This is a genomic window from Streptomyces sp. NBC_00448 (assembly GCF_036014115.1).
Classification (GTDB): domain Bacteria; phylum Actinomycetota; class Actinomycetes; order Streptomycetales; family Streptomycetaceae; genus Actinacidiphila.
Genome location: NZ_CP107913.1, coordinates 386,533 through 412,781 on the forward strand (window position 1 = coordinate 386,533; position 26,249 = coordinate 412,781).

26 protein-coding genes are annotated in these 26,249 nt (G+C 74.3%); 15 read left to right on the forward strand and 11 right to left on the reverse strand.

The features are described 5' to 3' along the window. Positions 1-93: 93 nt before the first annotated feature. The 5 genes from OG370_RS01805 to OG370_RS01825 all read right to left on the reverse strand — a co-directional run bounded on the left by OG370_RS01805 (position 94) and on the right by OG370_RS01825 (position 4,767). On the reverse strand, positions 94-741 hold the full coding sequence (locus tag OG370_RS01805; RefSeq protein ID WP_328459843.1) for a hypothetical protein: 648 nt from the start codon (positions 739-741) through the stop codon (positions 94-96). Continuing rightward, entirely contained in the window at positions 738-2,150 is a 1,413-nt protein-coding gene (locus tag OG370_RS01810) for a DUF58 domain-containing protein (RefSeq protein WP_328459845.1), read from the reverse strand. The genes OG370_RS01805 and OG370_RS01810 overlap by 4 nt, the downstream gene beginning before the upstream one ends. Next, positions 2,147-3,157, reverse strand: coding sequence for an AAA family ATPase (locus OG370_RS01815; protein ID WP_328459847.1), 1,011 nt, complete (start codon positions 3,155-3,157; stop codon positions 2,147-2,149). The genes OG370_RS01810 and OG370_RS01815 overlap by 4 nt, the downstream gene beginning before the upstream one ends. Positions 3,158-3,283: 126 nt before the next feature. Further along, on the reverse strand, positions 3,284-3,832 hold the full coding sequence (locus OG370_RS01820; RefSeq protein WP_328459849.1) for a hypothetical protein: 549 nt from the start codon (positions 3,830-3,832) through the stop codon (positions 3,284-3,286). Further along, entirely contained in the window at positions 3,829-4,767 is a 939-nt protein-coding gene (locus OG370_RS01825) for a DUF4129 domain-containing protein (protein ID WP_328459851.1), read from the reverse strand. Before OG370_RS01825 ends, OG370_RS01820 begins: the two co-directional genes overlap by 4 nt. A 191-nt stretch (positions 4,768-4,958) precedes the next feature. Here OG370_RS01825 and glsA point away from each other — a divergent pair, with 191 nt between their 5' ends. From glsA to OG370_RS01850, 5 genes are all read left to right on the forward strand, one after another. After that, positions 4,959-6,344 (forward strand): glutaminase A, encoded by a 1,386-nt coding sequence (gene glsA / locus OG370_RS01830; protein WP_328459853.1) that lies wholly within the window; start codon positions 4,959-4,961, stop codon positions 6,342-6,344. Positions 6,345-6,539: 195 nt separating this feature from the next. Further along, on the forward strand, positions 6,540-7,637 hold the full coding sequence (locus OG370_RS01835; RefSeq protein WP_328473718.1) for a baeRF3 domain-containing protein: 1,098 nt from the start codon (positions 6,540-6,542) through the stop codon (positions 7,635-7,637). 166 nt (positions 7,638-7,803) lie between these two features. Then, positions 7,804-8,238 carry an XRE family transcriptional regulator gene (locus OG370_RS01840; protein WP_328459855.1) on the forward strand — a complete coding sequence of 145 codons (435 nt, stop codon included), beginning with the start codon at positions 7,804-7,806 and terminating at the stop codon, positions 8,236-8,238. Between the two features lie 266 nt (positions 8,239-8,504). Then, a complete protein-coding gene (locus OG370_RS01845) occupies positions 8,505-9,065 on the forward strand; it encodes a ParH-like protein (RefSeq protein ID WP_328459857.1) in 561 nt (186 codons plus the stop codon). Continuing rightward, the gene (locus OG370_RS01850; RefSeq protein WP_328459859.1) at positions 9,058-10,305 is read left to right on the forward strand and encodes an MAB_1171c family putative transporter; all 1,248 of its coding nucleotides are present in this window, start codon (positions 9,058-9,060) and stop codon (positions 10,303-10,305) included. Before OG370_RS01845 ends, OG370_RS01850 begins: the two co-directional genes overlap by 8 nt. 97 nt (positions 10,306-10,402) lie before the next feature. Here the strand turns inward: OG370_RS01850 and OG370_RS01855 are convergent, their stop codons facing one another. Next, complete coding sequence (locus OG370_RS01855; RefSeq protein WP_328459861.1) at positions 10,403-11,032, reverse strand: SRPBCC family protein; 630 nt, start codon at positions 11,030-11,032, stop codon at positions 10,403-10,405. A gap of 221 nt (positions 11,033-11,253) precedes the next feature. Between OG370_RS01855 and OG370_RS01860 the strand changes: the two genes are divergently transcribed. Continuing rightward, positions 11,254-11,718 (forward strand): universal stress protein, encoded by a 465-nt coding sequence (locus OG370_RS01860; RefSeq protein ID WP_328459863.1) that lies wholly within the window; start codon positions 11,254-11,256, stop codon positions 11,716-11,718. Positions 11,719-11,799: 81 nt separating this feature from the next. Here OG370_RS01860 and OG370_RS01865 read toward each other — a convergent pair whose 3' ends face one another. After that, a complete protein-coding gene (locus OG370_RS01865) occupies positions 11,800-12,420 on the reverse strand; it encodes a winged helix-turn-helix domain-containing protein (protein WP_328459865.1) in 621 nt (206 codons plus the stop codon). Positions 12,421-12,527: 107 nt separating this feature from the next. After that, positions 12,528-12,656 (reverse strand): hypothetical protein, encoded by a 129-nt coding sequence (locus tag OG370_RS01870; protein WP_328459867.1) that lies wholly within the window; start codon positions 12,654-12,656, stop codon positions 12,528-12,530. Positions 12,657-12,819: 163 nt separating this feature from the next. On the opposite strand from OG370_RS01870, the gene OG370_RS01875 reads away from it, so the two are divergent. Further along, positions 12,820-12,960 (forward strand): hypothetical protein, encoded by a 141-nt coding sequence (locus OG370_RS01875; RefSeq protein ID WP_328459869.1) that lies wholly within the window; start codon positions 12,820-12,822, stop codon positions 12,958-12,960. Between the two features lie 255 nt (positions 12,961-13,215). Here OG370_RS01875 and OG370_RS01880 read toward each other — a convergent pair whose 3' ends face one another. Beyond that, a complete protein-coding gene (locus OG370_RS01880) occupies positions 13,216-14,445 on the reverse strand; it encodes an acyl-CoA dehydrogenase family protein (protein ID WP_328459871.1) in 1,230 nt (409 codons plus the stop codon). A 207-nt stretch (positions 14,446-14,652) separates the two neighbouring features. Between OG370_RS01880 and OG370_RS01885 the strand changes: the two genes are divergently transcribed. The 6 genes from OG370_RS01885 to OG370_RS01910 all read left to right on the forward strand — a co-directional run bounded on the left by OG370_RS01885 (position 14,653) and on the right by OG370_RS01910 (position 20,984). After that, the gene (locus tag OG370_RS01885) at positions 14,653-15,300 is read left to right on the forward strand and encodes a TetR family transcriptional regulator (RefSeq protein ID WP_328459874.1); all 648 of its coding nucleotides are present in this window, start codon (positions 14,653-14,655) and stop codon (positions 15,298-15,300) included. Between the two features lie 296 nt (positions 15,301-15,596). Continuing rightward, on the forward strand, positions 15,597-16,835 hold the full coding sequence (locus OG370_RS01890) for a Mur ligase family protein (protein WP_328459876.1): 1,239 nt from the start codon (positions 15,597-15,599) through the stop codon (positions 16,833-16,835). 74 nt (positions 16,836-16,909) lie between these two features. Beyond that, positions 16,910-17,638 (forward strand): type 1 glutamine amidotransferase, encoded by a 729-nt coding sequence (locus OG370_RS01895; RefSeq protein WP_328459878.1) that lies wholly within the window; start codon positions 16,910-16,912, stop codon positions 17,636-17,638. Positions 17,639-17,837: 199 nt separating this feature from the next. Further along, positions 17,838-18,863: a 6-phosphofructokinase gene (locus OG370_RS01900; protein ID WP_328459880.1), complete on the forward strand. Its 1,026-nt coding sequence runs from the start codon at positions 17,838-17,840 to the stop codon at positions 18,861-18,863. Between the two features lie 132 nt (positions 18,864-18,995). Beyond that, positions 18,996-19,976: a cytochrome c oxidase assembly protein gene (locus OG370_RS01905; protein WP_328459882.1), complete on the forward strand. Its 981-nt coding sequence runs from the start codon at positions 18,996-18,998 to the stop codon at positions 19,974-19,976. An 18-nt stretch (positions 19,977-19,994) separates the two neighbouring features. Further along, on the forward strand, positions 19,995-20,984 hold the full coding sequence (locus OG370_RS01910) for a hypothetical protein (RefSeq protein WP_328459884.1): 990 nt from the start codon (positions 19,995-19,997) through the stop codon (positions 20,982-20,984). A gap of 193 nt (positions 20,985-21,177) precedes the next feature. On the opposite strand, the gene OG370_RS01915 is transcribed toward OG370_RS01910, so the two are convergent. After that, positions 21,178-22,767 (reverse strand): TROVE domain-containing protein, encoded by a 1,590-nt coding sequence (locus OG370_RS01915; RefSeq protein ID WP_328459886.1) that lies wholly within the window; start codon positions 22,765-22,767, stop codon positions 21,178-21,180. A gap of 473 nt (positions 22,768-23,240) precedes the next feature. On the opposite strand from OG370_RS01915, the gene OG370_RS01920 reads away from it, so the two are divergent. Next, complete coding sequence (locus OG370_RS01920) at positions 23,241-24,284, forward strand: NAD-dependent epimerase/dehydratase family protein (RefSeq protein ID WP_328459888.1); 1,044 nt, start codon at positions 23,241-23,243, stop codon at positions 24,282-24,284. A gap of 147 nt (positions 24,285-24,431) precedes the next feature. On the opposite strand, the gene OG370_RS01925 is transcribed toward OG370_RS01920, so the two are convergent. Continuing rightward, complete coding sequence (locus OG370_RS01925) at positions 24,432-25,205, reverse strand: DUF1707 SHOCT-like domain-containing protein (protein ID WP_328459890.1); 774 nt, start codon at positions 25,203-25,205, stop codon at positions 24,432-24,434. Between the two features lie 187 nt (positions 25,206-25,392). Between OG370_RS01925 and OG370_RS01930 the strand changes: the two genes are divergently transcribed. Beyond that, complete coding sequence (locus OG370_RS01930) at positions 25,393-26,217, forward strand: TIGR02452 family protein (RefSeq protein WP_328459892.1); 825 nt, start codon at positions 25,393-25,395, stop codon at positions 26,215-26,217. Positions 26,218-26,249 lie beyond the last annotated feature (32 nt).

A 26,249-nucleotide genomic window follows, 5' to 3' on the forward strand; every position in this document is an offset into this window, starting at 1 on the left:
AAGCACGCCGAACACGACATGACAGAGGGGGCACTTGGCGAGCGGGGGGCCGCGCGCTGAACCGCTCCAGCCGCGGCGGCGCCGCCGGCGCGGCTACCGGCCGGCGACCGGGCCGCCGCCCGCCCCACCCGTACGGCGTGTACCGCCCGGACTGCCCGGACCGCCTGCCCCGTCGTGGTCGGCCGCTCCGCCGCGGTCGGCCGGCGCGCCGCGGTGGCGCAGGGCCAGCGCCAGGCAGGTGGTGGTCGCGGCGACGGCCGGCGCGGCGACCAGCCGGGCCCACGAGGTGTGCGCCAGCGGCGCTTCCGCGGCGAGGAAGACCAGCGCGCAGGCGGCCGCCGTCACCAGCGCGGTACCGGGCTCGGGGCGCCCGGTGGGGGCGGTGGCGCCGGTGGTCCAGGCGTCGGTGAGCAGCAGGTAGGCCAGCAGCAGGGCGCCGACGCACGCGCCGAGCCACACCGGCGGGTCGGTCACGGCGGCGATGACGATCGAGGCGGCCGCCAGGACGGTGCAGCGGCGTCGGGCCGCGAGCGCGGGCCAGCGCATCGAGGTCTGCGCGGGCCGCTCGTCGACCATCGGGCTCGCCCACCAGGCCAGGGCCGCGGCCACCACCACCAGCGCCACCATCAGCTTGGAGCCGTGCACGGCGGCCGGCGGGTCGCAGGCGGCCACCACGAGCGCGGTGCCCACGCAGCGGACGGCGAGCCGGGCGGCACGCGGGCCGCCCGCCATACGGCTCATCGGGAACCTCCGTGGATACGGGTGCGCAGCAGCGGCGCCAGCGCCAGGTCGAGGGTCTGGCCCGGCTGGTGGGCGATCAGCGCGATGCCGCGCTCGGTCAGCGCGAACCGGATCGCCTGGCGGTTGGCCCGCCACAGCCGCAGCGCCATGGCCGCGTGGTCGTCGCCGGGTTCGACCTGCGGGTCACCGGAGGGGATCTCCACGACGACCATCGGGTTGGCGCCGGCCCGGATCTGGTGCAGCGCGTCGAGGATGCGCTGGTCGGTGAGCGGGGTGAAGATGTAGACGAGCGCGCCCTCGGGCAGCGCGCGGGGGGCCAGCCGGATCGGTCCCGCGCCCCGGTGGGCGAAGTCCTTGCGGACCTCCAGCACGCTCTCCACGATCCGGTAGAAGTACCCGTCGCCACTGCCGGGTTGCAGCCACCGCGTGGTCCCACCGACCGCCACCACCCCGACCCGGTCGTGCGTCCGCAAATACGCCCGGACCAGGCCGGCCGCCGCACGGAACGTCTCGTCCAGCGACGACAGCCCCGTCGCGGGATCACGGATGTCGCCCAGGACGTCGAGCATCACCACGGTGTCAGCGGCACGCTCCGCGGCGAACTGATGCAGTTGCAGCGACCCGCGCCGCGTCGTCGCAGGCCAGTTGATCCGCCGCTGCCGCTCCCCGCGCACGTACGGATGCACCCCGATCACCTCGATCCCCTCCCCCCGCTGCGGCGACGCGTGCTCCCCCAGCCGGGTCGGCAACCGCACCGGAATCGGCGTGAGCCCCGCCGCCGCCGGCAACGGAAAGACCGCCACCTCACCCAGATCCACCCGCACCGTGCGCCGCGCCACACCCCCCGCGTCATAGAGATCGACGTCCACCGTGCCCAACGTCCACCGCCCCCACCGCTCGGCGGTGAACCGCAGTTCCAGATGGGCCGCACCCACGGTCAGCGCGTCCAACCGCACCCCCGGCCCGAGCATGACCCCGGGGTCGAGCCGGCCGACTGTACCGTCATGGGCCACCGCGATCCTGGCGACGACCTGCTCGCCCTCGAAGCAGCGCCGCGCGTCGACCCGCACGGTGGTCTCGACCCGCCCCGGGCGGGGGCCGAGCGGCAGGGACACCGCGAGCAGCGTCAGCGGGATCGCGGCGAGCGCGAGCACCCACGCGTGCCCGCTGACCAGGGCGGCCGCCAGGCCGACCACGGCCACGGTGCTCCAGCCCAGGGCGCGTTCGCCGACCCGCCAGCCGCGCGGCGGCTCGGGCGGCGCGTGGGTGGCGGCGCCCTCCCCCGCCTGCGCCCTGCCGCCGAGGGCGCGTTCGACGGCCCGCGCGCGCCGGTCCGACGGGTCCATACGGGCCCCGGTGCCGGTGGTGCCGGGCGCGGGCGGGCCGCCGGGCGGCGCCGACCCGGTCACGACGAGGCGGTGGCTCGGGGCAGCGTCTGCGGCGCGGGCACAGTCGCGACGATCTCCCGGATCACCTCGTCCGCGTCGATCTGCCGCACCCACAGCTCGGGCTTCAGCGTCACGCGGTGTGCCAGCGCCGGCACCGCGACCGACTTCACGTCCTCCGGCGTCGCGTAGTCCCGCAGCGCCATCACCGCCCGGGCGCGCGCCAGTTGCACCAGCGCCAGGCCGCCACGCGGCGACGCGCCCACCTGCACGTGCTGGTGCGCCCGGGTCGCGCCCACCAGCGCCACCACATACTCCAGCAGGTCGTCGTCGACCTCGACCCGCTCCACCGCGGCCCGCATCGCCAGCACCTCGGCCGGCCCCGACAGCGGCCGCAGCCGGGCCTCCGGCGCCGCGCGCGCCACCCGGGCCCGCAGCATGCCGACCTCGTCGCCCGCGGGCAGGTATCCCATCCGCACCCGCAGCAGGAAGCGGTCCAGCTGCGCCTCGGGGAGGGTGTACGTCCCCTCGTACTCGATCGGGTTCGCGGTCGCCACGACCACGAACGGGTCGGGCAGCGCCCGGGTGCTGCCGTCCACGGAGACCTGCGACTCGGCCATCGCCTCCAGCAGCGCCGCCTGCGTCTTCGGCGGGGTCCGGTTCACCTCGTCGGCCAGCAGCAGGTGGGTGAAGACCGGCCCGGCCCGGAACACCATCTCGCCCGACCGCTGGTCGTAGAACGGCGCCCCGGTCACGTCGGACGGCAGCAGGTCGGGGGTGAACTGGATACGCCGGAAGTCCAGCCCCAGCACGGTCGCGAAGGAGCGTGCCAGCAGCGTCTTGCCCAGGCCCGGCAGGTCCTCGATCAGCACGTGCCCGCCGGCCAGGATGCCCAGCATCACCAGCGCCAGCGGCTCCGGCTTGCCCACCACCGCGCCCCGCACCTCGTCCAGCACCTCGGCCGCCCGTGCCCCGGCCTGTTGCGGCGACAGCGTCACAGCGTCCTGGACGGACGATTTCTCACTACTCACAACGACATTCCTCACTTCGCGAAGGCTGGGCGAACAGGGCGGACGGGGTCAACGGGGCGGGCCGCTCGGGGGCGAGCGGGCGGAGCCGGGGGCGGCAGGCGGGAACGTGTGGACCGCGGCGACAGGTCACAGCGCTTCGAGCCGGTCCAGCAGCGCGGCGAGCACGGGCTCCGGCAGTTCGGGCTCCGGCGGCGGCTGGTTCAGGTCGATCCACGGCCACAGGTCGGCGCCGACCAGCGCGGCGGCCCGCTGCGGGGCGCGCTCCGGGTCGATGCCGTGCTTCTCGGCCAGCCGGGCCGCGAAGACCCGCTGGAGTTGCGGCCGCAGCGTGGTGGCGAAGTACACGGCCCCCTTCTCGCCGAGCGAGTGGTCCACGATCCGCTGCCACTCGCCGAGCGCGGGGGCGCGGCTGTTCAGCAGCCGGACGGCCCTGCGGTAGCCGCTGTCCTGGGCGTCGCCGCCGGCGACGTAGCGGGCGGCGACGAGCGCGACGACGGCGAGCAGCACCAGCGCGGTGCCGGCCGCCGCGACGCCGTCCGTGAGGGCGACCAGCGCGACCGCGAGGACACCGCCCGTGACGAGGGCGCCGACCACGGTGCGTGAGGACGCCGGCCGGGCGGAGGGGTCGGCCTCGGGGGCATGGGGGGCCGACCGGGCGTCGGGTGCGCGGGTCACGAGGCGGCCCCCGCCCCGGCGGCCTCGGCCGACCCTTCGGTGCCGTCCGTGCCGTCGGCCCGCCGTTCGAGCTGTGCGGCGATCTCGGACAGCGCGTCGGAGGCCCTCCGGCGGTGGCCGTCGTCCATGGGGTGGGTGGAGTAGCGGGCCTCGCGGAACAGTTCGGTCAGCTCACCGGCGGCCGGACCGGCCAGCAGACCGCCGGCCGCGGCCCGCTCCAGCAGGTCCTGCGGGCTGTCCGAGACGCGCCGGGCGACCCCGGACGCGGCGAGCGAGGTCTCCATCGCCACGTAGCAGGCGATCACCGCGGCGCGGGCGTCGTCGTTGTCGAGCAGGGCGCGTCGGCCGGAGTGCACGGCCTGGGCGAGGAGTTCCTCGTCGTCCGCCACGACGCTGAAGACGCCGCTGGGCGCCGTGTGTTCGATCCGCCGCAGCATCCGCAGCAGATACCGGACGGCATAGGCGACCGCGGCGACGGCGACGGCGATCAGCAGGCCGATCGCGAGGTGCAGCAGCCAGCCCGGGATGTGCAGCGACCCCTTGTCGGACGGGACGTGGGTGGGCTTCACCGTGCGGGGCGGCACGGTCTGGAACGAGCGCGGCCGCCCGGGCCGGTAGTCCAGACCGGGGCCGGTCCGGAAGTCGTGCAGGGCGAGCAGCAGCACGGGCACGGGCGCCGGCGCGATCATCAGAGTGTGGCGGACGACGTCCGCCAGCCGCTGCTGGGTGGCGGTGCGGTGCTCGTCGTACGGGCTGAACCGCTCGCGATAGCGCCTGTTGGCGGCGATCGCGGCCACCAGCCACAGGACCGCGACGCCGAACGCGGCCGCGTTGCCGCCCAGCGGCCCCCGGCCCCGGCTGTCCGTCAGGTTGTCCGGCCGCAGCAGCAGGGCCGCCACGCCGATGCCCGCCACCACGATGACGGCCAGGGCCACTCGGCCCCCGCCCGATCCCGTGCCGCTCGCGCCTGTTCCCGGTTCCCGCCCCGTCAATCGCAACGCCTCCCCCTCGCGCTGGGCAGCTTGGCACACCGCGCTGTGGGCGTCGCAGGCAGGGGTCGGCCCCCGCTCCCCGGTGCCCGCTCTCCCGCGTTGCGGACCGCCCGCCCCGCGCCAAGCATGGACGCATGGTCGACACGGCTCCGTTCGACGTGATCAGCGCGGGTCTCGCCGAGGTGCACGGGCAGTTCCTGCCGGTCACGGACGGCGAGGTCGCGTCGTACATCCCCAAGCTCGCGCTCGCCGATCCGAACGACTTCGGGCTGGCGCTGGTGAGCATGGACGGACACCGCTACCAGGCCGGGCGCTCCCAGGTGCCGTTCTCGATCCAGTCGGTCGCCAAGCCCTTCGTGTACGCGCTGGCGCTGGCGGAGCTGGGGCTCGACGAGATCCACCGCTGGGTGGGCAACGAGCCGAGCGGCGACGCGTTCAACGCGATCAGCCTGGAGCGCGGCACCGGGCGCCCGGCGAACCCGATGATCAACGCGGGTGCGATCGCGACCACCGACCTGGTCCCGGCGGACAGCCCGGAGGAGCGGTTCGCGCGGGTGCTGGAGGGCCTGAGCGCGTTCGCCGGGCACCGGCTGGAGGTCGACGAGGAGGTGTACCGCTCGGAGTCCGCGACCGGCGACCGCAACCGCGCCCTGGCCTACCTGATGCACGCCGCCGGCTCGCTGCGCACCGAGCCGCGCGCCGCGGTGGAGACGTACTTCCGGCAGTGCGCGGTCCGGGTGAATACCGTGGACCTGGCCGTGATGGCGGCGACGCTGGCCACCGGCGGCGTCAACCCGGTGACCGGAAGGACCGTGGTGCCCGAGCGGGTCGCGGTGCAGGTGCTTGCGGTGATGGCGACCTGCGGGATGTACGACGCGGCCGGCGACTGGCTGGTACGGGTCGGGCTGCCGGCCAAGAGCGGCGTGTCGGGCGGGCTGGCGGCGGCGAGCCCGGGCCGGTTCGGGCTCGCCTGCTACAGCCCGCCGCTGGACCCCACCGGCAGCCCGGTGCGGGCGGTGGCGGCGCTGCGCGAGATGTCCCGGCGGCTCGGGCTGCACCTGATGCAACCGCCCGCGCCGGGCCCGCCCACGGTCACGGCGTGCACGACGGCGGAACGCTGGCCCCCCGCCGCGGACCGCCCGCCGCGGGAGCGCGAGCTGCTGGCCCGGGAGGCCCGGCGGATCGCGCTGGTGGCCGCGCGCGGCGAGCTGGACTTCACGGCGGTGGAGCGGGTGCTGTACGCGCTGGCGTCGGTGGCGCCGGACCGCCCGGGGTGGCTGGTGCTGGACCTCGCCGAGGTGATGTGGGTACGGCCGACGGCCCGGACGATGCTGACGGCGGCGCTGGCGCGGGTCACCGCCGCCGGGCACCGGGTGTGCGTGGTGACCGGCGCGGAGCCGTACGGGCACGGCGAGCTGACGACGGGCGCCGAGGTGCGCGGAAGCCGGGCGGACGCGGTGGCCTGGGCCGAGGACGGGCTGGTCGGCGAGTCCGCTGGGCTGCGGAAGTCGACTGATTGATATATCCAGGAAAGGACAGAAGTGGAAGACAACCGTAAGACGACCAGACGGTTCGGGGGCCGCGTCCGCGGCTGACGGCGCGACTGCACGCCCCCAGCCGTACGCGTCCGCCCGCTCCGGCCCCGCGCGCGTCCCACGCGCTCCGTCGCCGCCCGCGTCCTCGCCAGCCGCCGGAAAGGTCCGCCCATGCCCTCCATGCACCAGCCGCTGACTCCTGCCGCGCTCGCCGAACTGCGCCGGCCCCGCAAGTACCCGGCGGTCTCGGTGCTGCTGCCCACCCACCGGCGCGAGCCTGACAACGCGCAGGACGCCGTACGGCTGCGCAACCTCCTGGAGGAGGCGAAGAACGCGGTGCACAGCGACCCGGAGGTGGCCAGGGCGGACCGGATCGACGTGATCGGCCAGCTCGACCAGGCGCTGGCCGAGGTGGACCTGGTGTACGCAGAGGAGGGGCTGGCGATCTTCGCCGCGCCCGGCGAGCACCACGTGTGGTCGCTGGAGCGGTCGGTGCCGGAGCGGGTGCTGCTGGCGCAGACGTTCCTGACCCGCAACCTGGTGGCGGCCTACGCGGCGAACCAGCCGTTCCGGGTGCTGGCGCTGTCCGCGGACGTGGCCACGATGTGGAGCGGCGGGCGGCAGCACACGCCGCGGCAGGAGAAGGGACCCTTCCCGGTGCGGCGGGCCCCGATCGACTTCGACCCGGAGCGGCAGGAGCGGATCGGGGACACCCCGAGCATCTTCAACGACGAGGACACCCGGGTCTTCCTGCGGGAGGTCACCGAGGCCGTGGCGGCGGCGCAGGCGGCCGACCCGCGGCCGCTGTACCTGGTCGGCGAGCCGGAGGCGATCAGCGCGCTGGACGAGGTCGGGCCGGTGGCCAGGGACGCGGTGGCGCACGTCGGCCACGGCGGTCTGGCCCAGGGCCCGGGTGAGGCGCTGGCCAGGGCGGTCGCCGACGCCGACCGGGAGCGCGACGAGCGGGCGGTGGCGGCCGTGCTGGACGACCTGGACCGGGCCCGCGGCCGCAAGGAGTTCGCCGGCGGCGTGGACGAGGTGTGGCAGTCGGTGACCGAGGGCCGCGCCTCGCTGGTGGCGATCGAGGACGGCTACCGGACCACGGTCAGGGACGACGGTGAGCACCTGGTGCCGGCCGGTGCGGAGGAGCACGGCGCGCGCGACGACATCGTGGACGAGATCGCCGAGCAGGCGCTGGACACCGGGGCGCGGGTGCGGTTCGTCCCCGACGGGCACCTCGCGGACTCCGGTCACATCGCGGCGGTGCTGCGCTACTGACCGGGCCGGGCGAGGGCGCCCGGCCGGACCCGGCTCGACCCGGCCGGTGGGCGCCGGCGGGCGCTGGCCCCACGGCTCCGGAAGGAGTCCGTTCGGCAGTGTCAACTGCCGCTCCACACCTATACGATGAGGTTCCGGTTCACGGCGGGGGCGGTGGAATCAACACATGGTTGACGGGGACGGGGCGGCGCCCGGGGCGGCGACCCTGGCAGAGAAGATCGACGCGCTCTTCCGCGTGGTGCGCAGGCCGGACCGCGAGGCGTACACCCACGAGGAAGTCGCACGGGCCTGCCGGGAGGCGACCGGCGAGAGCTTCTCGACCACCTACCTGTGGCAGTTGCGCACCGGGCGGCGGACCAACCCGACCAAGCGCCATCTGGAAGCGCTCGCGCAGTTCTTCCAGATTCCGGTCGCGTACTTCTTCGACGACGAGCAGGGCGCGCGGATCGCCGCCGAACTGGAGTTGCTCGGCGCCCTGCGGGACGCCGGAGTGCGCAGTGTCGCCCTGCGGGCGGTGAACCTCTCACCGGAAGGCATGGGCACCATCAGCGACATGATCGATCTGATCGCCAAGCGCGAGGCCGAGCGGAACTCGCCGTAGCGCGGGGCCGTTCCGCATCGTCAGGGAGTGCGGCGGGAGGGGTCCGGGACGCGGGGGTTCCGGGGCCCGAGGCAATCGGGGTTCGAAGGAAACCGAGCGAGACGGGACCCGAGGGAAGCAGGGTTCCGGACAGGCGGGACCGTTCGGTGCCGGGACGCGGGGGTCCCGGCACCGGCGCCGGGGGTCCCGGAGTTCCGGTCAGTGCGCGGCGTCGGGCATCGGCGTCACGCGAGCGGCGGTCGCCGGTGGCGATGGGGGTGATGCACGTGAGAGCGCGGGCAACCACACACGGCGTGCTGTGGGACAAGTACCGGCAGGCCATGGGCGACACCGTGCTGCCCAGACCGTTCGACGAGCTGGCGCTGATCGCGCGGCTCGCCGCGCGGCGCGGGAGGCCGATCGAGCTGATCCCGGTCGACGCGTTGCCGAACCTGCCGTGCGGGCTGCTGATGGTCACCGACCAGGCCGACTGCATCGTCTACGCCACGGACACCAGCACGCTGCACCAGCGGCACATCCTGCTGCACGAGGCGGCCCACCTGGTGTGCGGGCACGACCGGGTCGAGCCCGGCCCCGGGGCCGGGGGCGGCGATGTCCCGCCGGGGTCGCGGGCGCTGCTCCCCCACCTGCCCGACGCCCTGGTCCGCCGGGTGCTGGGCCGGACCGTCTACAGCGAGCCGCAGGAGCACGAGGCGGAGTTACTGGCGTCGCTGATCTGCTCACGCGTCGCGCGCGAGGCGGACACGCCGCAGCTCGCGGAGGGCCAGCAGCGCCGGCTGGGGTCGATGTTCGGCGCGCCGCCCGCCCGGGGCGGGGCGCGTGGTTGACACCGGGACGTACGGCGCCGGCGGGCTGCTGATCGCGTTCGCCTGCTACCGGATGGTGGTCGACCGGCGCGGCGAGCCCGACCCCGCGATGCGGTACATCGGCTGGTTCGCGATGTCGATGGGCGCGGCGCTGCTGGTGCTGGCGCCGGCCTCGGTGGCGGCGCTGGACCGGTTCGCGCCGGTGCCGCGGGCGGGGGTGCTGCTCGGCGCCGAGCTGAAGATGTGCGCGCTGACCGCGCTGGCGCTGATCGCCCGGGCGCTGGGTGAGCCGGGACACGGCACGCAGCGGCGGCTGACCTGGCAGGCGCTGGCCACGGCCGTCGCCATGGCCGCGCTCTTCCTCCCGGCGGGCCTGCGCGACCAGGACGGCACCGGGTTCGTGGACGGCACCTCGGACCGCTGGCTGCTGGCCGGCTACGACCTGCTGTTCGTGGTGTACTCGCTGCGCTGCCTGGCGCTGTTCACCACGCTGCTGGGCCGCCACGCCCGCCGGATGCCGCCCAGCGCGCTGCGCACCGGGCTGCGGCTGATGCAGGCGAGCGGCGCGGTCGGGGCGCTGTGGACGCTGCTGCTGCTCCCGGACGCCGCGCACGTCCTGCGCTGGGGCCGACAGGACACCGCGGAGGACTTCGGGTCGGCGGTGCTCGCGGTGGCCTGCGTGCTGCTCGCGGTGGGCGGGGCGACCGCCACCACGTGGCGCCGGGTGTTGACCGCGCCGGTGCGGCTGGTGCGCGCCGCGCGTGCGTACCGGGCGCTGGAGCCGCTGTGGTCGGCGCTGTACGAGGCGCACCCGGGGATCGCGCTGCGGCCGTCGAAGGCGGGTCGGCGCCGCACCGGGAAGCCGGCGCTGCGGGACATGCAGTTCGCGCTGTACCGGCGGGTGATCGAGATCCACGACGGCCGGCTGTCGCTGCGGCCCTACTATCCGGCCGACGTCCGGGCCTGGCTGGCCGAGCGGGGCGCGGCCGGGGCGCCGGCCGTGTCGGGTCCGGCCGCGATGGCGGCGCTGCCGCCCGGCTGTGCGTCGTCGGACGCGGTGACCGAGGCGGCGGCGCTGGCGGCGGCCGTGGAGGCGCGCCGCGCGGGGCTCCAACCGCCGCCGCGGCGGGCGGCGTTGACGGCGGCCGCCCTGCCGCGTACCGGGACCATCGACGGGGACGTGGCCTGGCTGATGGTCGTCGCGCAGGCGTTCACGGCGCTGACGGCGGCGGGCCGGCCGCCGGTGGAACGCCGGACATGAAAGCGCCCCGGCCGGGACGGGGGGACCAGGCCGGGGCAGTCACGAGGCGATGCGGAGCGCACGCCAGGCGCGCCCGATCACAAAGTTAGTTTAACACTCAATGAGCGTAGTCGAATCCACGGGGGGTCGGCGAGGTCCGCATCGGGGTCGCGGCCGGCACCGAGGCGTCCTCGGCCTGCGCGTCGGCAGCCGCCTCGGCCTCGGCGCCCGCACCGGCCTCCGCGCCCGCACCGGCCGCGCCCGCACCGGCCGCACCCGCTCCGGCCGCGGCCGTGGGCAGCGCCTCGGCGGCGGGGCGGCCCTCGCCCAGCAGGTCCCGGAACTTCAGGCCGTCGGCGGGCAGGTCGCGCCGCCAGGCCATCGCCACCAGGGGCGCGAACAGGGCGAGCCCCGCACTCAGCGAACTGGTCACCGACAGCCGCACCAGCGTGCCGTCGGCGTGCGGCAGCAGGTCGAAGCCGTAGAGCGGGACCTGGGTGCCCAGCGGGCCCCACATCCGCTGACCGCGGAACGCTATCCGGCGACCGGGCTCGAAGTCGGCGCAGACCAGCCGGTGGAACCGGCGCCGGCCCGGGAAGCGGTAGCGGTAGACCGCGTTGACCCCCGGCTGTACGTACGCCGACGCGACCGAGGACACCCCCGAGCTCCACAGGGCGAGGTTGCGGGCGTCGGCGAGAAAGTCGAAGACCTCCGTCGGTGTACGCCGCACGAACACGTTCGTGGACACGCAAGGCATCGCAAACCTCCCCGGTAGCGGCGTGGGCGGCTGCCGTGCGCGGGCGCGGACCGATGAACGGTTCGTGCGCCGGACGGGCGGTCGCCTGCTTCACTCCTCTTCCACAGCGTGCCCCGCAAAACCGCCCATGTCGTGGCAATGGGACCAATCGAGTGAGAACGCTACGTGCACGGGGGTGATCAAGCGGTGCCGAGGACCGATAGCCTGACCTGGTGGAAGAGCAGAAGTTGCCGGCACGTTTCGAGCGCGGCACCGACGGACCGAAAGTGATCGTCGCCGGGCTCGACGGCTCGGATTCCTCCTGGCGGGCCGCGGCGTACGCCGGTGGTCTGGCCCGCCGGCAGCACGCCCTGCTCGCACTCGTGTACGTGCAGCCCTACATCGCCGGCGGCGCCGCGCTCGGCGTGCCGGTGTCGGAGGCGGACACCGGGATCGCGGAGCAGCTCCTCGCCGACATCCGCGACTCGGTGGAGCGGATGCGCGGGACCTTCACGGTGCGCTGGGAGTTCCACACCTTCCGCGGCGACCCCTACAACGGCCTGGCGATGGCCGCCGACCAGCTCACCGCCGATGCGGTCGTGGTCGGCGCCTCGGAGCGGGCCGGGCACCGGCTGGTCGGCTCGGTCGCGGTGCGCCTGGTGAAGTCCGGCCGCTGGCCGGTCACGGTCGTGCCGTAGCCCCCTCGCCATGACCCCGGTCGCACGCGGGCGTGCGACCGGGACCCGACCGGCATGCCCGGTCCGCCCCCTCGGCCTCCCTCAGCAGGCGGCCTGGGCGGGCGCGTACTTGTAGCCGACCCGGCGGACGGTCACGATGCTGCCGCGGTGCTCGGCGCCCAACTTCCGCCGCAGCCGGGCGATGTGGACGTCCACGGTGCGGCCGTCCCCGACGTGGCCGTATCCCCACACGGTGGTGACGAGCTGGTCGCGGGAGTGCACCCGGTGCGGGTGCGCGACCAGGTGGGCGAGCAACTCGAACTCCAGGTAGGTCAGGTCCAGCGGGCGGCCGTCGACGGCGGCGGTGCGGCGCTCGCCGTCGATGAGCACCGGCGCGACGGGCAGCGCCGGCCCGCCCCGCTGCTGCTCCACCACGGTCTCGACGACCGGCTCGACGGCGTACTGGTACGGGTCGGCGGCCGGCACCGGCTGATCGGCGTGGGCCCGGTCGGCCGGGACCAGCACCAGGTAGCCGACCATCGGGGCACCACCGGCCACCGCGGGCAGCACGTGCCCGGGCGCGGGCAGCCAAGTGGCGCCGGGCGGAAGGAAGTCGGGGGCGGGCGGGACCTCGTCGGGCCGCACCGCGCGCAGCCGCTGCCGGGCGGCGGGCGGCGCGGGTACGGCGGCGGGTGCGGACGGGATGTGCGAGACGTTCGACATGGTTTCGGCTCTTTCGCGCGATGGGTCGGGAGGACTCCGTCGTGCGCGGGACCGGAAACGTGCTGGTGCCGACGGCAACCGGCGCTGAGGCCGGAAGCGGTGCGAGGTCAGCGGGCGACGTGGTTCCGCGCGGGGATCGCGCGGCAACACCAGCGGTCGAAGTGGTGCTCCTGCCGGGACGGCCAGAAGGGCTCGAGGTCGTCGCGACCTGTCCCGGGGTCAGTGATGCTGGCCATGACCCTATTGAACCAGACCCCGCGCTCCCGGTGTGAGGGTCCGGCAGGGTCCGCGACGTGTCCGCGGTCACGCTCCCGGCGCCACGCCCCGCCGTCCGCACCCCACTCGGCGGTCGCGGTACCGCCCGGGGCTACGCTGAGGCGTCGAGCTGAAGGAGTCGCCATGCAGATCCACCACGTGCTCACCACCCTGGCGGTCAACCAGTCCCCCGGACCCGGGCCGGTGATGCGCACGTTCATCGTGGTGTCGGTCGTCGGCGCCGCGTTCCTGGGCTGGTTCCTCCTCCGCGGCTACCGCGACTAGCCCCTGCGGGCGGCCGGGCCCCGTCCCACCGGGGGGCCACCGGTCCGTGCGTTAAGGGACCTTGCGGTCGGTGGGTGGTTGGTCGCGCAGTTCCCCGCGCCCCTTGGAGTGCTGCGGCTCCCTCCGCGTCAACCACGGGGGAGCCGCACATATCAAGGGGCGCGGGGAACTGCGCGACCAGCCACCGCGGACCGCAAGGTCCCTCTGCCCTCAGCACCGCCCACCCCGGAGGGTCCGGCACCCCAGGGAGCACCCTCAGCGGATCGGCACTCCAGCGAGGGTGCGGGCGATGACGAGCCGCTGGATCTCGCTGGTCCCCTCGAAGATCGTGTAGATCGCGCTGTCCCGGTGCATCCGCTCCACCGGGTACTCCCGGGTGTAGCCGTTGCCCCCGAGGATCTGGATCGCCTGCGCCGTGACCTTCTTCGCGGTCTCGCTGGCGAACAGCTTGGACATGGAGCCCTCCGCCGAGGTGAACGGGCGGCCGGCGGTGGCCATCCAGGACGCCCGCCACACCAGCAGCCGCGCCGCGTCGATCTGCGTGCGCATATCGGCGAGTTGGAAGGCGACGCCCTGGTTGTCGATGATCGGGCGGCCGAACTGCTCGCGGGTCTTGGCGTATTCGAGGGCGTAGTCGTAGGCGGCGCGCGCGGTGCCGACCGCCATCGCGCCGACCGCCGGGCGGGACGCCTCGAACGTGGCCATCGCCGCGTTCTTCACCCTCTCTCCATCGCCGGACTTCGCCCGCTCACGGGCGCGGGCCAGCCGCTCGTCGAGCTTCTCCTTGCCGCCGAGCAGGCAGTCGCCGGGCACCCGGACGTCCTCCAGCACGACCTCGGCGGTGTGCGAGGCGCGGATGCCGTGCTTCTTGAACTTCTGCCCCTGGGACAGTCCGGGGGTGCCGGGCGGCACGATGAAGGAGGCGTGGCCCTTGGTGCCGAGTTCCGGGTCGACCACGGCCACCACCACGTGCACGTTGGCGATGCCGCCGTTGGTGGCCCAGGTCTTGGTGCCGTTGAGCACCCACTCGTCGGTGGCCTGGTCGTAGACCGCGCGGGTGCGCATCGAGCCGACGTCGGAGCCGGCATCCGGCTCGGAGGAGCAGAAGGCGGCCACCTTCACGTCGGCGGCGTCGCCGTACATCTGCGGCACCCAGGTGCCGATCTGCTCCTCGGTGCCGTTGGCGAGCACGCCGACGGCGGCCAGGCCGGTGCCGACGATGGACAGCGCGATGCCCGCGTCACCCCAGAACAGCTCCTCCATCGTCATGGGGATGCCGAGGCCGGTCGGGTCGAAGAACTGCTGGGCGTAGAAATCCAGCGAGTACAGCCCTATCTTGGCGGCCTCCTGGATGATGGGCCAGGGCGTCTCCTCGCGCTCGTCCCACTCGGCGGCGGCCGGGCGCATCACGTCGGCGGCGAAACCGTGAATCCATTCGCGCACGGACTGCTGTTCGTCGTTGAGTTCGAGCGTGAAGTCGCCCATGGTCCCCTCCACGTACTGGTTACTTGCGGTAACAGCAGTCTGTTACCGTGCGGTAAGGAATGTCAACTCACCGAGCGCCGAGCCGTGGAGTGCCGCGGGGGTGTTACGTTGCGCGCATAAAGCTGCAGTACACGAGCAGTGCAGACGAGCAGTGGACCCATGGCGCCCGGTGACACACGAGCGCGGCGAACGACCGGGAGGCGCACGGTGGACACCGGGCATCGGCAGGATCAGCGGACCGCCACCGAGCGCCGCCGTACCGAACTGCTGGAGGCCGCCGAACGCGTGGTGCTGCGCGAGGGCCCCGAGGCGTCGATGAACGCGATCGCCGCGGAGGCGGGCATCACCAAGCCGATCCTCTACCGGCACTTCGGTGACAAGTCCGGGCTGTACCGGGCGCTGGCCAAGCGGCACACCGACGCGCTGCTGGCGACGTTGCGCACCGCGCTGGACTCCCCCGGGGACCGTCGCGACCGGGTCGAGGCCACCTTGCACGCGTATCTGTCCGCGATCGAGACCCGGCCGCAGGTCTACCGGTTCCTCATGCACCCGGCGGAGACGCCCGCGGCCGACGGAGAGAAGGGGTTCGACGTCGGCCGCCACCAGGTGCCGCTGCTGCGGCGGATGGGCGAGGACCTCGGCGACGTGATCGCCGAGCGGCTCGACCTCGGGCCCGACACCCGGCAGGTCGCGCGGGTGTGGGGGCACGGGATCGTCGGGATGATGTACGCCGCCGGCGACTGGTGGCTGGGCGAGCGGCCCTGCTCCCGGGACGAACTCGTACGGACGCTGGCGGATTTGCTGTGGGGTCGGCTCACCCTCGCGGGTGACCGCGCCGGCAGCCGCGGACTGTAGGACGCCCCTGGCCCCCCGGACTGCCCGGTCCCGTCGGTCCAGGGACCACCCGCCGGTGGGTGGCGAGTGGGGGCACCTCCCAGGCGAAGCTCTGGGGGAGCGCCGTTCTGCCCCCGGCAGCTTCGCCTGGGAGGCGCCCCCGGCGCCCACTTACTGGTGCACGCCTTCCGCGGCCTGCCCCCGCCGGCCCGCGGCCGGGCTGCCGCGTCGACCGTCGCGGCGGTCGTCTCCCCCATCCGGAAGTCGATAGGCTGGGCCTGGCCAGCTCGGCCGAAGTCGAGGAGGAAGCACCCACGATGGCAGGCAACTCTGAGCCGCTGACGCCGCGGGCGAAGCTCGCCGTGACGGCGGGCAGGGCCGCGGCGGCGGTCTCCCGCGCCGCAGGCAAGGGCAGTGGATCGGTGATCGGCGGCAAGGTCGCGCTGAGGTTCGACCCCGACCTGCTCGCGCGCCTCGCCCGCCACCTGGACGTCGTATTGGTGTCGGCCACCAACGGCAAGACCACGACGACCCGGTTGCTCGCCGAGGCGCTGCGCGCGGGCGGCCCCGTGGTCTCGAACGCGCTGGGCGCGAACATGCCGGCCGGCATCACGTCGGCGCTGGCCGGCGGCTCCGACGCCAGGTTCGGCGTGATCGAGGTGGACGAGAAGTACCTCGCGGGCGTGGCGCGGGACACCACCCCGAAGGCGATCGCGCTGCTCAACCTCTCCCGGGACCAGCTGGACCGGGCCGCCGAGACCCGGATGCTCGCCGAGAAGTGGCGTGAGGGGCTGGCCGGTTCCGAGGCGATCGTCGTCGCCAACGCCGACGACCCGCTGATCGTGTGGGCCGCCTCGTCGAGCCCGACCGTGGTGTGGGTGGCCGCCGGCCAGGAGTGGAAGGACGACGCCTGGTCGTGCCCGTCCTGCGGCGGGGTGCTCCAGCGCCCCTCGGACGACTGGTTCTGCTCCGAGTGCGGTTTCCGCCGCCCGACCCCGACGTGGGGGCTGTCCGGCGACCACGTGGTCGATCCGTACGGCGTCGCGTGGCCGATCCACCTCCAGCTGCCCGGCCGCGCCAACAAGTCCAACGCGGCGGTGTCCACCGCGGTCGCCGCGGCCTTCGGCATCGACCCCAAGGTCGCGCTGGAGCGGATGTACAAGGTGCAGGCGGTCGCCGGGCGCTACGACGTGGTCACCTACCAGCAGCGCCAGGTGCGGCTGCTGCTGGCGAAGAACCCGGCGGGCTGGCTGGAGACGTTCTCGCTGATCGACCAGCCGCCGGCGCCGGTGATCCTCTCGGTGAACGCGCGCGGCGCCGACGGCACCGACACCTCCTGGCTGTGGGACGTGGACTACACCCGGCTGGCCGGACACCCGATCATGGTGCTCGGTGACCGCCGGCTGGACCTGGCGGTGCGGCTGGAGGTGGCCGGACTGCAGTTCCGGGTCTGCGCCGACCTGGACGAGGCGGTGCGCAACGCGCCGCCCGGCCGGATCGAGGCGATCGCCAACTACACCGCGTTCCAGGACCTGCGCCGCAAGGTCGGAAACTGAACGGGCAGGCGGGCCCCGCGGACGACCCGTGGTCGCCGCAGGCCCGATCCCGACGGACCCGAGGAGAAGCACGCATGAGTGATTCCAGCCTGCGCCTGGTGTGGGTCTACCCCGACCTGCTCAGCACCTACGGCGACCAGGGCAACGCGCTGGTGGTGGAGCGTCGCGCGCAGCAGCGCCGGGTGCCGGTCACCCGGGTCGACGTCCGCTCCGACCAGCCGATCCCGACCTCCGGCGACATCTACCTGATCGGCGGGGGCGAGGACCGGCCGCAGCGGCTGGCGGCCGAGCGGCTGCGCCGCGACGGGGGGCTGAACCGGGCGGTGGCCAACGGCGCGATCGTCTTCTCGGTGTGCGCGGGCTACCAGATCCTCGGCCACGAGTTCGTCAACGACCTGGGCCGGCCCGAGGCGGGCCTGGGACTGCTGGACGTGGTGAGCACGCGCGGCGAGGGCGAGCGCTGCGTCGGCGACGTGCTGGCGGACATCGACCCGCAGTTGGGGCTGCCGCCGCTGACCGGCTTCGAGAACCACCAGGGCGTCACGCACCTCGGCCCGACCTCCCGGCCGTTCGCCCGGACCCGGGTCGGCCGCGGCAACGGCACCGGCGACGGCACCGAGGGGGCGTTCAACGACACGGTGTTCGGCACGTACATGCACGGCCCGGTGATGGCCCGCAACCCGCACATCGCCGATCTGCTGATCAAGCTGGCGCTGGACGTCAACGCGCTGCCGCCGGTCGACGACCAGTGGTACGACGCGCTCCGCGAGGAGCGGATCGCCGCGGCCGTGCAACCCGCCTGACCCGTACCGCGGGCGGTGCCGGAGCCGGCAACGGTCCGGCACCGTCACGCTGTGATGAGGCGACCTGCTGTTGGGGTAATCGTCAGATGTCCGAAGTGCGGTCGCCGTGGAGGCGCGGACGGCGCGATCGGTAAGCTGGGCCCGATCCATCCGGACGACGGGGTCCGGCCGTCCGGTTGAGTTGCAGGAGTAGCGAGCGATGCGTATTGGTGTCCTGACCAGCGGCGGCGACTGCCCCGGGCTGAACGCCGTCATCCGGTCCGTGGTGCACCGCGCCGTGGTCGACCACGGTGACGAGGTCATCGGCTTCCACGACGGGTGGAAGGGCCTGCTCGAATGCGACTACCGCAAGCTCGACCTCGACGCCGTCAGCGGCATCCTGGCCCGCGGCGGCACCATCCTGGGCTCGTCCCGGGTGCAGCCGGCGCATCTGCGCGGCGGGGTGGAGCAGGCCCGCGGCCATGTCGCCGACCTCGGCCTGGACGCGATCATCCCGATAGGTGGTGAGGGCACCCTCAAGGCGGCCCGGCTGCTGTCGGACGCGGGGCTGCCGATCGTCGGCGTGCCGAAGACGATCGACAACGACATCTCCTCCACCGACGTCACCTTCGGCTTCGACACCGCCGTGACCGTCGCCACCGAGGCACTGGACCGGTTGAAGACCACCGCGGAGTCGCACCAGCGGGTGCTGATCGTGGAGGTCATGGGCCGGCACACCGGGTGGATCGCACTGCACTCGGGCATGGCGGCCGGCGCGCACGCGATCGTGGTGCCGGAGCGGCCGTTCGACGTGCAGGAGCTGACCGACGTGGTCGGCAAGCGGTTCGAGGCGGGCAAGAAGTTCGCGATCGTGGTGGTCTCCGAGGGCGCCAAGCCCCGCGAGGGCACGATGGACTTCACCTCCGGCGCGACCGACGTCTACGGACACGAGCGGTTCACCGGTGTGGCCAACCAGCTCTCGGTGGAGTTGGAGGAGCGGCTGGGCAAGGAGGCGCGCCCGGTGATCCTCGGCCACGTGCAGCGCGGTGGCACCCCCACGGCGTACGACCGGGTGCTCGCCACCCGCTTCGGCTGGCACGCGGTGGAAGCGGTGCACCACGGCCGGTTCGGCATGATGACGGCCCTGCGCGGCACCGACATCAACCTGGTGCCGCTGTCGGAGGCGGTCGAGCACCTCAAGACGGTGCCGGCCGAGCGGTACACCGAGGCCGAGTGCGTGCTGTGAGCCGTACGCCCCGCCTGTCCTCCTGAACACGCCGCGGCCGCCCGCCGCGACCCGCTGTTGACGCCCCCGGTCGGATCGACGACCGGGGGCGGTTCTAGTCTGGTGCGGGCACATCGGGTGAAGGAGTGACAGATGGATCACGGCGGTTCGGCCTTGCTGGCCATGCCGGGAATGCCGGGCATGGACGCGGACCTTCCGCCGTTCACGCTCGGCCGCGGGATGGCCTTCGGCGGGGACCCGTTCTTCCTGGTGCTGTGCGTGGTGCTGCTCGCGCTGTACGGCTGGGGGGTGATCCGGCTGCTGGCACGCGGCGACCGGTGGGCACCGAGCCGCACGATCTCCTTCGTGGTCGGCGTGCTGACCGTCGGCCTCACGATGTGCACCAAGCTCAACGACTACGGCATGGCGATGTTCAGCGTGCACATGGTGCAGCACATGGTGCTCAGCATGCTCTCGCCGATCCTGCTGCTGCTGGGCGCGCCGGTGACCCTGGCGCTGCGGGCGCTGCCGACCGCCGGGAGCGGCCGCACCGGCCCGCGCGAGCTGCTGGTGAAACTGCTGCACAGCCGCCTGATGCGGGTGGTCACCCACCCGGCGTTCACCATCCCGCTGTTCGTGGCGAGCCTGTACGGGCTGTACTTCACGCCGATCTTCGACAGCCTGATGCGCAGCCAGGCCGGGCACATCGCGATGATGGTGCACTTCCTCGCGGTCGGCCTGGTGTTCTTCTGGCCGATCATGGGTGTCGACCCCGGGCCGCACCGGCCGGGCTATGTGATGCGGATGCTGGAGCTGTTCGCGGGGATGCCGTTCCACGCGTTCTTCGGGATCGCGCTGATGATGGCGAGCCAGCCGATGGTCACCACCTTCAAGCACCCGCCGGCCTCGCTGGGCGTGCACCCGCTCAGCGACCAGACCGCCGCTGGTGGTATCGCCTGGGCGTTCAGCGAGATCCCGTCGGTGGTCGTGCTGGTGGCCCTGCTGTTCCAGTGGTACACCTCCGAGAAACGGCAGGCGCGCCGCACCGACCGGGCCGCCGACCGCAACGGGGATGCGGAGCTCGTCGCGTACAACGCCTACCTGGCGTCACTGCAGGCGCGCAGTCGCGGTTGACCGAAGGGGGGCCCGTGGATGGGCGGACAGGTGCGGGTCTCGGAGGGGGCGCTCGAGCTGCCCGGCGGGGCCACCGTACGGTTCATGCGGACGCTGCGGCTGCCGGAGACCGGCACCCATCCACTGCCGCCGGGGCTTGGCGGCTTCCCGCTGCGGTGGGCCGCGGACTACCCGGATCAGGCGCCTGAGCAGTGGCTCGGCCACGGCGGGGTGCTGCTGCCGGTCTTCCAGCGCGAGGCGGTGTGGCTGAGTTTCTCCGCGTCGGCGCCGGTCGCCCTCCAGGTGGGGGTGGGCCAGGTGTGCGCGGTGTCGGGGCGGCCGTGGAGCGACCACCTGGCGCAGGACCCGCAGAACTACGTGGTGCTGCCGCGCCAGCCGTGGCTGGACGGCATCAACTCCGGGCGGGGCACGATCCGTCAGCTCGTCGCGGTGCCGCCGGAGCCGGGGGCGGTCACGGCGCCCCGCGGACCGGCCGCGGAGGACTGGGTCGGCGTGCAGTTGCAGGTCTTCGAGCTACGGGCCCGGGTGCGGGCACGGTGGCAGGCCGCGCAGCGGGCGCGGGCGGTGCGCGGGCGCGATGTGGCGGGGTGGGGCGAGGTCGGCGGGGCGCGACCGGGCCGGTTCGGGCCGGCGCCGGGGGTGCCGCTCGCGGCGCCCGCGGCGGAGGCCGGGCCGGGCGAGCCCGCGGGGCCGACCGTGACCGCGCCGGGCCTCGGGGCGGGCGGCCGGATGCGGCAGGAGGTCTACCGGGACCCGCGGCCGCTGGACGACTGGGAACGCGAGCCCTCCGGCCGGGTGTTCGTGCATCTGGCGACGGCGGCGCAGTGGCGGCGGATCACCGGGGAGCCGGCGCCCGCCTCGCCGGTGGACCGGGCGGCGTACGCCTCGGCGGGGCTGCCGTGGTTCGAGCACTACGACGCGGACGCGGCGGACATGGCGGCGCCCGCCCCTGGGCGGACCGCTCGCCTCGGGGACGGGCAGGGGCAGGCGGCGGACCGGGAGCGGTAGCCGGCCGCCGCCTTCCTCACGCCCCGCCCGCGCCGCCCATGGACCGGGGCACTCCTGACCCTCCCGGCTCGGCGTCCTCCCGCGGAGAGAGCCGCACCTGCACAGGGACGCGGGAAACTGCGCGACCAGCCCACACGGACAGGTGGTCCCCGAACCGGCAGAACGGGCTACCCGGGCGGGTCAGGGGCCCTCCTTACCGCTCCCACGGCCACGTGGCGTCGCGGCCGCGGCTGAGCAGGTCGACCATCGTGAACAGCTTGTCCGAGAACCCGCCGATCTCGTACCGGTTCGGCGTCGCCGTGTCCAGCGCCGCGGGGGCGTACCCCGCGGTGTTCACGCCGAACACGGGCACCGCGGCGGGCACCGCCGTCGACACGGTCACGCCGCACGCGCCGGTGCCGGGATGGGCGAACGCCTGCATGTCCGAGAAGAGCACCACCCGGTCGTGCCGCCGGTACGCGGTCTTGAGCGCGGTGACCGTCTCGGTGCCGTGCCCGACCTCGCCGACCCGCGCGCAGAACTCGTCGGCCTGCCGCAGCACGCTGCCTCCGCGCCGCAGCCGGTGGCCGAACACGCCGGTGGCGAAACCGGCCAGGTCGACCTCGCAGCCCCGCGCGGCGAGCGCGACCGCGAACAGCGCGCCCACGTCCACGTGCCGGACCAGGCTGCGTTCCGTGACCGGCTGCCGCATCGACGCCGACGTGTCGACCAGCACCAGCGTGCGGCCGGGCAGCGCCGGCACGTTCGCGGTCGAGGCGAGCAGCGCCCGCTCCAGCGCCGGACCCCACCGCAGCGACGGCGCGGCGCGGTACGCGGACAGGAAGCGGTACGGGAACTGCCGGGAGCGGCGCACCTGCACGGGGTCGGCGAGCCGCGCCGCGACCTGCTCGGCGACGTGGTCGGGCACGCCGGCCTCGTCGAGGTTGCGCAGGTTGCGGGTGAGCGCCATCAGCCCCATCCGCGGCAGGATCGCGGTCCAGGCGGCGGCGTCCATCGCGCCGAGCGAGGAGAGCTGCTCCCACGTCATCCCGGCCGCCCCCAGCCGCGCCGGGTCCGCGAGGAAGTACGCGCGCCGCTCGGCCACCGGCTTCGCCATGGCCGCCCGGTAGGCGGTGAGCACCGGCAGCCGGTCCGTGACCCGGACGCTGTCGCGCTTCCAGCGCCGGTCGGCGAGGTAGTCGAACAGGTCGGCCTGCCAGGGGCCGGCCGGGCGCGGCTTGGCGAGCGCCACCACGTCGGCCATCCGCCAGGCCGCGGCCACCCCGTCGTACTTCAGGGCGGCCTGCTCGGTGTAGAGGCGGGCGACGGCGTCGGCGAGGCCGCGCTGCACACCGCCGGGCAGGGTGACCTTGCCGGTGCGGGCCTTCCAGTAGGCGAGGAACTCGGCGGGCTCGTCGGCGCGCAGCAGCGCGGAGTCGACCAGGGTCCGTACGGACACGGTCGGTTCGACGTCGGTGCCGGCCCGGCGGGCCAGCGCGGACTCGGCGGCGACCACGACCGCGGCCGACCGCATGTTCAACTCCCGGCGCAGGTAGGGCACGAAGCGAGCCACCCAGTCGGGGTCGGTCTTGGTGGCGGCATGGACCAGCCGGCGGAAGCGGTCGTCGCGGTCGCCCGCGGACTCGTAGAAGCTGTCCTCGCCGACCATGTGGGTCGCCGCGAAGAGGAAGAGGTCGCTCTTGGCGTCCCGGGTGAAGCCGGCGCCGCCTTCGTGCGTGCGGGTGCGGCCGGTGGTGGCCACCGGGCCGGTGGGCGCGCGGCGGCGCGCGGCGAACTTGCTCATGGTGCGCGTCTCCTGACGTGGTGTCATCGCATGGTGCCGTGACGTCGTGACGGTCCCCCGGTGCGACCGCGGCCGGGCAGCACGAAGCCGCTGAGGGCGGTGCGGGTGGGGGCGTACGCCGGACCGGCGGGTGGACCCTGACGGGTGCCGCGAGTTCCTGTCGCACGGGCGTTCTGTGGTGCTCTGCCACTGAGCTACCGGCCCTGGATGGTGGGCCGGGCGGGAGTCGAACCCGCGACCTCCCCGTTATGAGCGGAAGTATGCCCGTGCTGCGCTTCGCGGCGCTTTCCACTGTAGGCAGCCCAGCGGGCCGGCGCACCGCGATTTCCACGGCGCGCGACCGGGTGACGGCCCGGACGCCGGCGCGGGCATCCCCCGGGCGCGGGCCGGTGCGGGCGGGTTGCGCCGAGGGCGAATCCGCGCACGGCGAAACGCCCTGGTCCGCCCGGGCCCGGCGGCCGTAGCGTCGCGGCATGACAGGAACTGCGTTCGTCCTCGGAGCATCAGGACAGATCGGCCGGCAGGCGGTACAGGCGCTCGCCTCGGACGGCTGGCAGGTGACGGCGGCCTCGCGCGGCGGCGGCACCGACGCGGGGTGGCCGCCCGGTGTCCGCACGGTCCGGGTGGACCGCGCCGACACGGCCGCGCTGGCCGCCGCGCTGGGTGACGGTTGCGACGTGCTGCTGGACTGCGTCGCCTACGACGCGGACCACGCACGGCAGTTGCTGTCCCTCGCCGACCGGATCGGGTCGGCGGTGGTGATCTCCAGCGCCGCCGTGTACAAGGACCAGCAGGACCGCAGTTTCGACACCCAGGACGAGCCGGACGGCTCGCCGCGCTATCCGGTGCCGCTGCCCGAGACGTGGACGACGGTCGACGCCGGTCCGGCGACGTACGGCACCCGCAAGGTGGAGCTGGAGCAGACGCTGCTCGCAGCCGGCGGCGAGCTGCCCAGCACGCTGCTGCGGGCCGGCGCGATCCACGGCACCCACAGCCCGCTGCCGCGCGAACTGTACTTCGTGAAGCGTGCGTTGGACGGGCGCACGGTGCGGGTGCTGCCGTACGGGGGCAGCAGCCGCTTCCACCCGGTGCACGCGTCGAACATCGCCGAGCTGGTCCGGCTGGCCGCGCGCACGCCCGGCTCCAGGGTGCTGAACGCGGGCGACCCGCGGGTGCCGACGGTCGCGGAGATCGGTGCCGCGATCGACGCGGTGCTGGGCCGTACCACCGAGACGGTGCTCGTCGACGGCCCGCCTCCGGCGCCGACCGTGGGCAACCACCCGTGGGGGCTGCCGCACCCGATGGTGCTGGACATGTCCGCCGCGGAACGGGAGTTGGGCTACCGCGCCGTCACCACGTACGAGGACTCGCTGCCGGAGACGGTGGCCTGGCTCGCGCGGGAGCTGGAGGAGCACAACTGGAAGGAGCGGTTCCCGCTGCCCGCACGGCTGTCGGACGAGGGCGACGAGTGGTTCGACTACGCGGCGGAGAACGCCTGGCTGGCGCAGCGGAGTTGAGCGCGTAGGTCAGCGGAGGGGGTCCGTGAGGAGGGGCCGTGCGGTGCGGCCAGGTGGTGCGGCGGGTGGGCCCTCCGCCTTGGACGGTGGCCCGGGACACCCGGGCCACCGGCGGCCGCACGTTCGGGCGCTGACGAGTTCAGGCGCTCACGCGTCACGGTCGCGGCCGGTGCCACGACCCCTCCGACCGTCCATGTGGCGGCCCAGGTTCCCCATACGCTCCATATGGCGGCTCATGTGCTCCATCCGCGCCTCCATGTGCCGGGTCATGTGCTCCATGCGCTCCTCCACGTGACCGCCCATCTGGTGGCCGATCCACCAGGCCCACTTCGAGCCGCGCATCACCCGGACATGGCCGAACACCGAGCGCCCGGTGATCCGCACCACCGGGCCGTCGTCCTCCCTGCCCTCGCGGCTCCCGACCTGGGACCGCTTCCCGAACAGCGCCGACCCGGTGTCGTAGACGTTGGCGTTGTCCGGGACCAGGATCTCGACCTTGCCGAAGAACGACCCGGCCTCGATCACCACCTCACGGCGGGTGAACATCGCCTGCCGCAGGTCGATCACGATCGCGCCGAAGCGGGCGCGGGCGACGGTGTACGGCGGCACCGGCCACGGCCCCGAGCGCCGCACCTTGGCGAACAGCGCCTCGATGGGCGCGCTGTCGCCGGGTGCGGCCGGGGAGACGCCGGGCGTGAGGGCGGGCAGGTCCGCGGTGATCGGGACGAGTTCGCCGCGGGTGCGCGCGGCGTACACCGCCTCCAGGCGCTCTGCGTGCTCGCCGACGTCGATCCGGCCGGCGGCCAGCGCGTCGCCGAGCAGGGCGGCCGTGTGGTCCCGCTCGTCGTCCGAGACCCGCAGGTGCGCGTCGTCAGCCGCACCGTCCGACTCGTGCGACTGCCGTGGCGACCGTTCGGACACGAGGGACCTCCTGGGGGACGGAACGGAACGCCACTCACGCTATATCGCGTCTTGCGGGGGGTGCAAGGCGGCGGCCCGCCGTATCGCGTGACGGCCGAAAAGCTCGCACCCCGCGTCCTCGCCGTGGTCCCGGGACACCCGATAACGGATCGCGCGGGAGCGGGCTTTGACCGTACCGTGCCGGGGCATGAGCGCACGACTGCGGAACATCGCCCACGAGAACGAGCGGATCGTGACCGAGGGCGGTTACACCGGGCCGGACGGCCGATGGGTGGATCTGGCCGAGCCGGTGGCGCGAGCCGCCGACGGCACCAGGATGTACGGGCCCGAGCCGGTCGAGGTGCCGGACACGGTGGCCCGCGGCACCGGCACCCGCTGCACGGTCACGCCGGAGGGCAGCACCCAGGCGGCCCGGCGGCTGGTGGCCGAGGGCGGCGGCGCGGTCGCGGTGCTCAACTTCGCGTCCGCCCGCAACCCCGGCGGCGGCTACGTCAACGGCGCCCAGGCGCAAGAGGAGGCGCTGTGCCGCGCCTCCGCGCTGTACCACTGCCTGCTGCGCGCCCCGGAGTTCTACGCCCACCACCGCGAGGTCCGCGACACCTTCTACAGCGACCGGGTCATCCACTCCCCCGGTGTGCCGGTCTTCCGCGCCGACTCGGGCGCGCTGCTCGCCCGGCCGTACCTCGCGGGCTTCCTCACCTGCCCCGCGCCGAACGCGGGCGTGATCGCGCGTACGATGCCCGAGCGGGTGCAGGAGATCGGGCCGGCGCTGGCGGCGCGTGCCGAGCGGGTGCTGGAGGTGGCCGTCGCGAACGGCTACCGGCGTCTGGTGCTCGGGGCGTGGGGCTGCGGGGTGTTCCGGAACGACCCGGCCGTGGTCGCCGGTGCCTTCGCGGCGCTGCTCGGTCCGGGCGGGCGGTTCGCCGACTCCGTCGACGAGGCGGTCTTCGCCGTGCTGGACCGGCGCGAGGACTCCCCCACCCGGGCGGCGTTCACGGCCGAGTTCGCGTAACGGCGCACCCGCACCACCATCACGAGCACCAC

What these genes read in the sequence shown, in the direction of transcription:
- OG370_RS01805 (WP_328459843.1), bottom strand. Translation starts at nt 741, where the DNA reads ATGAGCCGTATGGCGGGCGGCCCGCGTGCCGCCCGGCTCGCCGTCCGC.
- glsA (WP_328459853.1), top strand. Translation starts at nt 4,959, where the DNA reads ATGGTCGACACGGCTCCGTTCGACGTGATCAGCGCGGGTCTCGCCGAG.
- OG370_RS01835 (WP_328473718.1), top strand. Translation starts at nt 6,540, where the DNA reads ATGCACCAGCCGCTGACTCCTGCCGCGCTCGCCGAACTGCGCCGGCCC.
- OG370_RS01840 (WP_328459855.1), top strand. Translation starts at nt 7,804, where the DNA reads ATGGTTGACGGGGACGGGGCGGCGCCCGGGGCGGCGACCCTGGCAGAG.
- OG370_RS01865 (WP_328459865.1), bottom strand. Translation starts at nt 12,420, where the DNA reads ATGTCGAACGTCTCGCACATCCCGTCCGCACCCGCCGCCGTACCCGCG.
- OG370_RS01870 (WP_328459867.1), bottom strand. Translation starts at nt 12,656, where the DNA reads ATGGCCAGCATCACTGACCCCGGGACAGGTCGCGACGACCTCGAGCCC.
- OG370_RS01875 (WP_328459869.1), top strand. Translation starts at nt 12,820, where the DNA reads ATGCAGATCCACCACGTGCTCACCACCCTGGCGGTCAACCAGTCCCCC.
- OG370_RS01880 (WP_328459871.1), bottom strand. Translation starts at nt 14,445, where the DNA reads ATGGGCGACTTCACGCTCGAACTCAACGACGAACAGCAGTCCGTGCGC.
- OG370_RS01890 (WP_328459876.1), top strand. Translation starts at nt 15,597, where the DNA reads ATGGCAGGCAACTCTGAGCCGCTGACGCCGCGGGCGAAGCTCGCCGTG.
- OG370_RS01895 (WP_328459878.1), top strand. Translation starts at nt 16,910, where the DNA reads ATGAGTGATTCCAGCCTGCGCCTGGTGTGGGTCTACCCCGACCTGCTC.
- OG370_RS01900 (WP_328459880.1), top strand. Translation starts at nt 17,838, where the DNA reads ATGCGTATTGGTGTCCTGACCAGCGGCGGCGACTGCCCCGGGCTGAAC.
- OG370_RS01905 (WP_328459882.1), top strand. Translation starts at nt 18,996, where the DNA reads ATGGATCACGGCGGTTCGGCCTTGCTGGCCATGCCGGGAATGCCGGGC.
- OG370_RS01910 (WP_328459884.1), top strand. Translation starts at nt 19,995, where the DNA reads ATGGGCGGACAGGTGCGGGTCTCGGAGGGGGCGCTCGAGCTGCCCGGC.
- OG370_RS01915 (WP_328459886.1), bottom strand. Translation starts at nt 22,767, where the DNA reads ATGAGCAAGTTCGCCGCGCGCCGCCGCGCGCCCACCGGCCCGGTGGCC.
- OG370_RS01920 (WP_328459888.1), top strand. Translation starts at nt 23,241, where the DNA reads ATGACAGGAACTGCGTTCGTCCTCGGAGCATCAGGACAGATCGGCCGG.
- OG370_RS01930 (WP_328459892.1), top strand. Translation starts at nt 25,393, where the DNA reads ATGAGCGCACGACTGCGGAACATCGCCCACGAGAACGAGCGGATCGTG.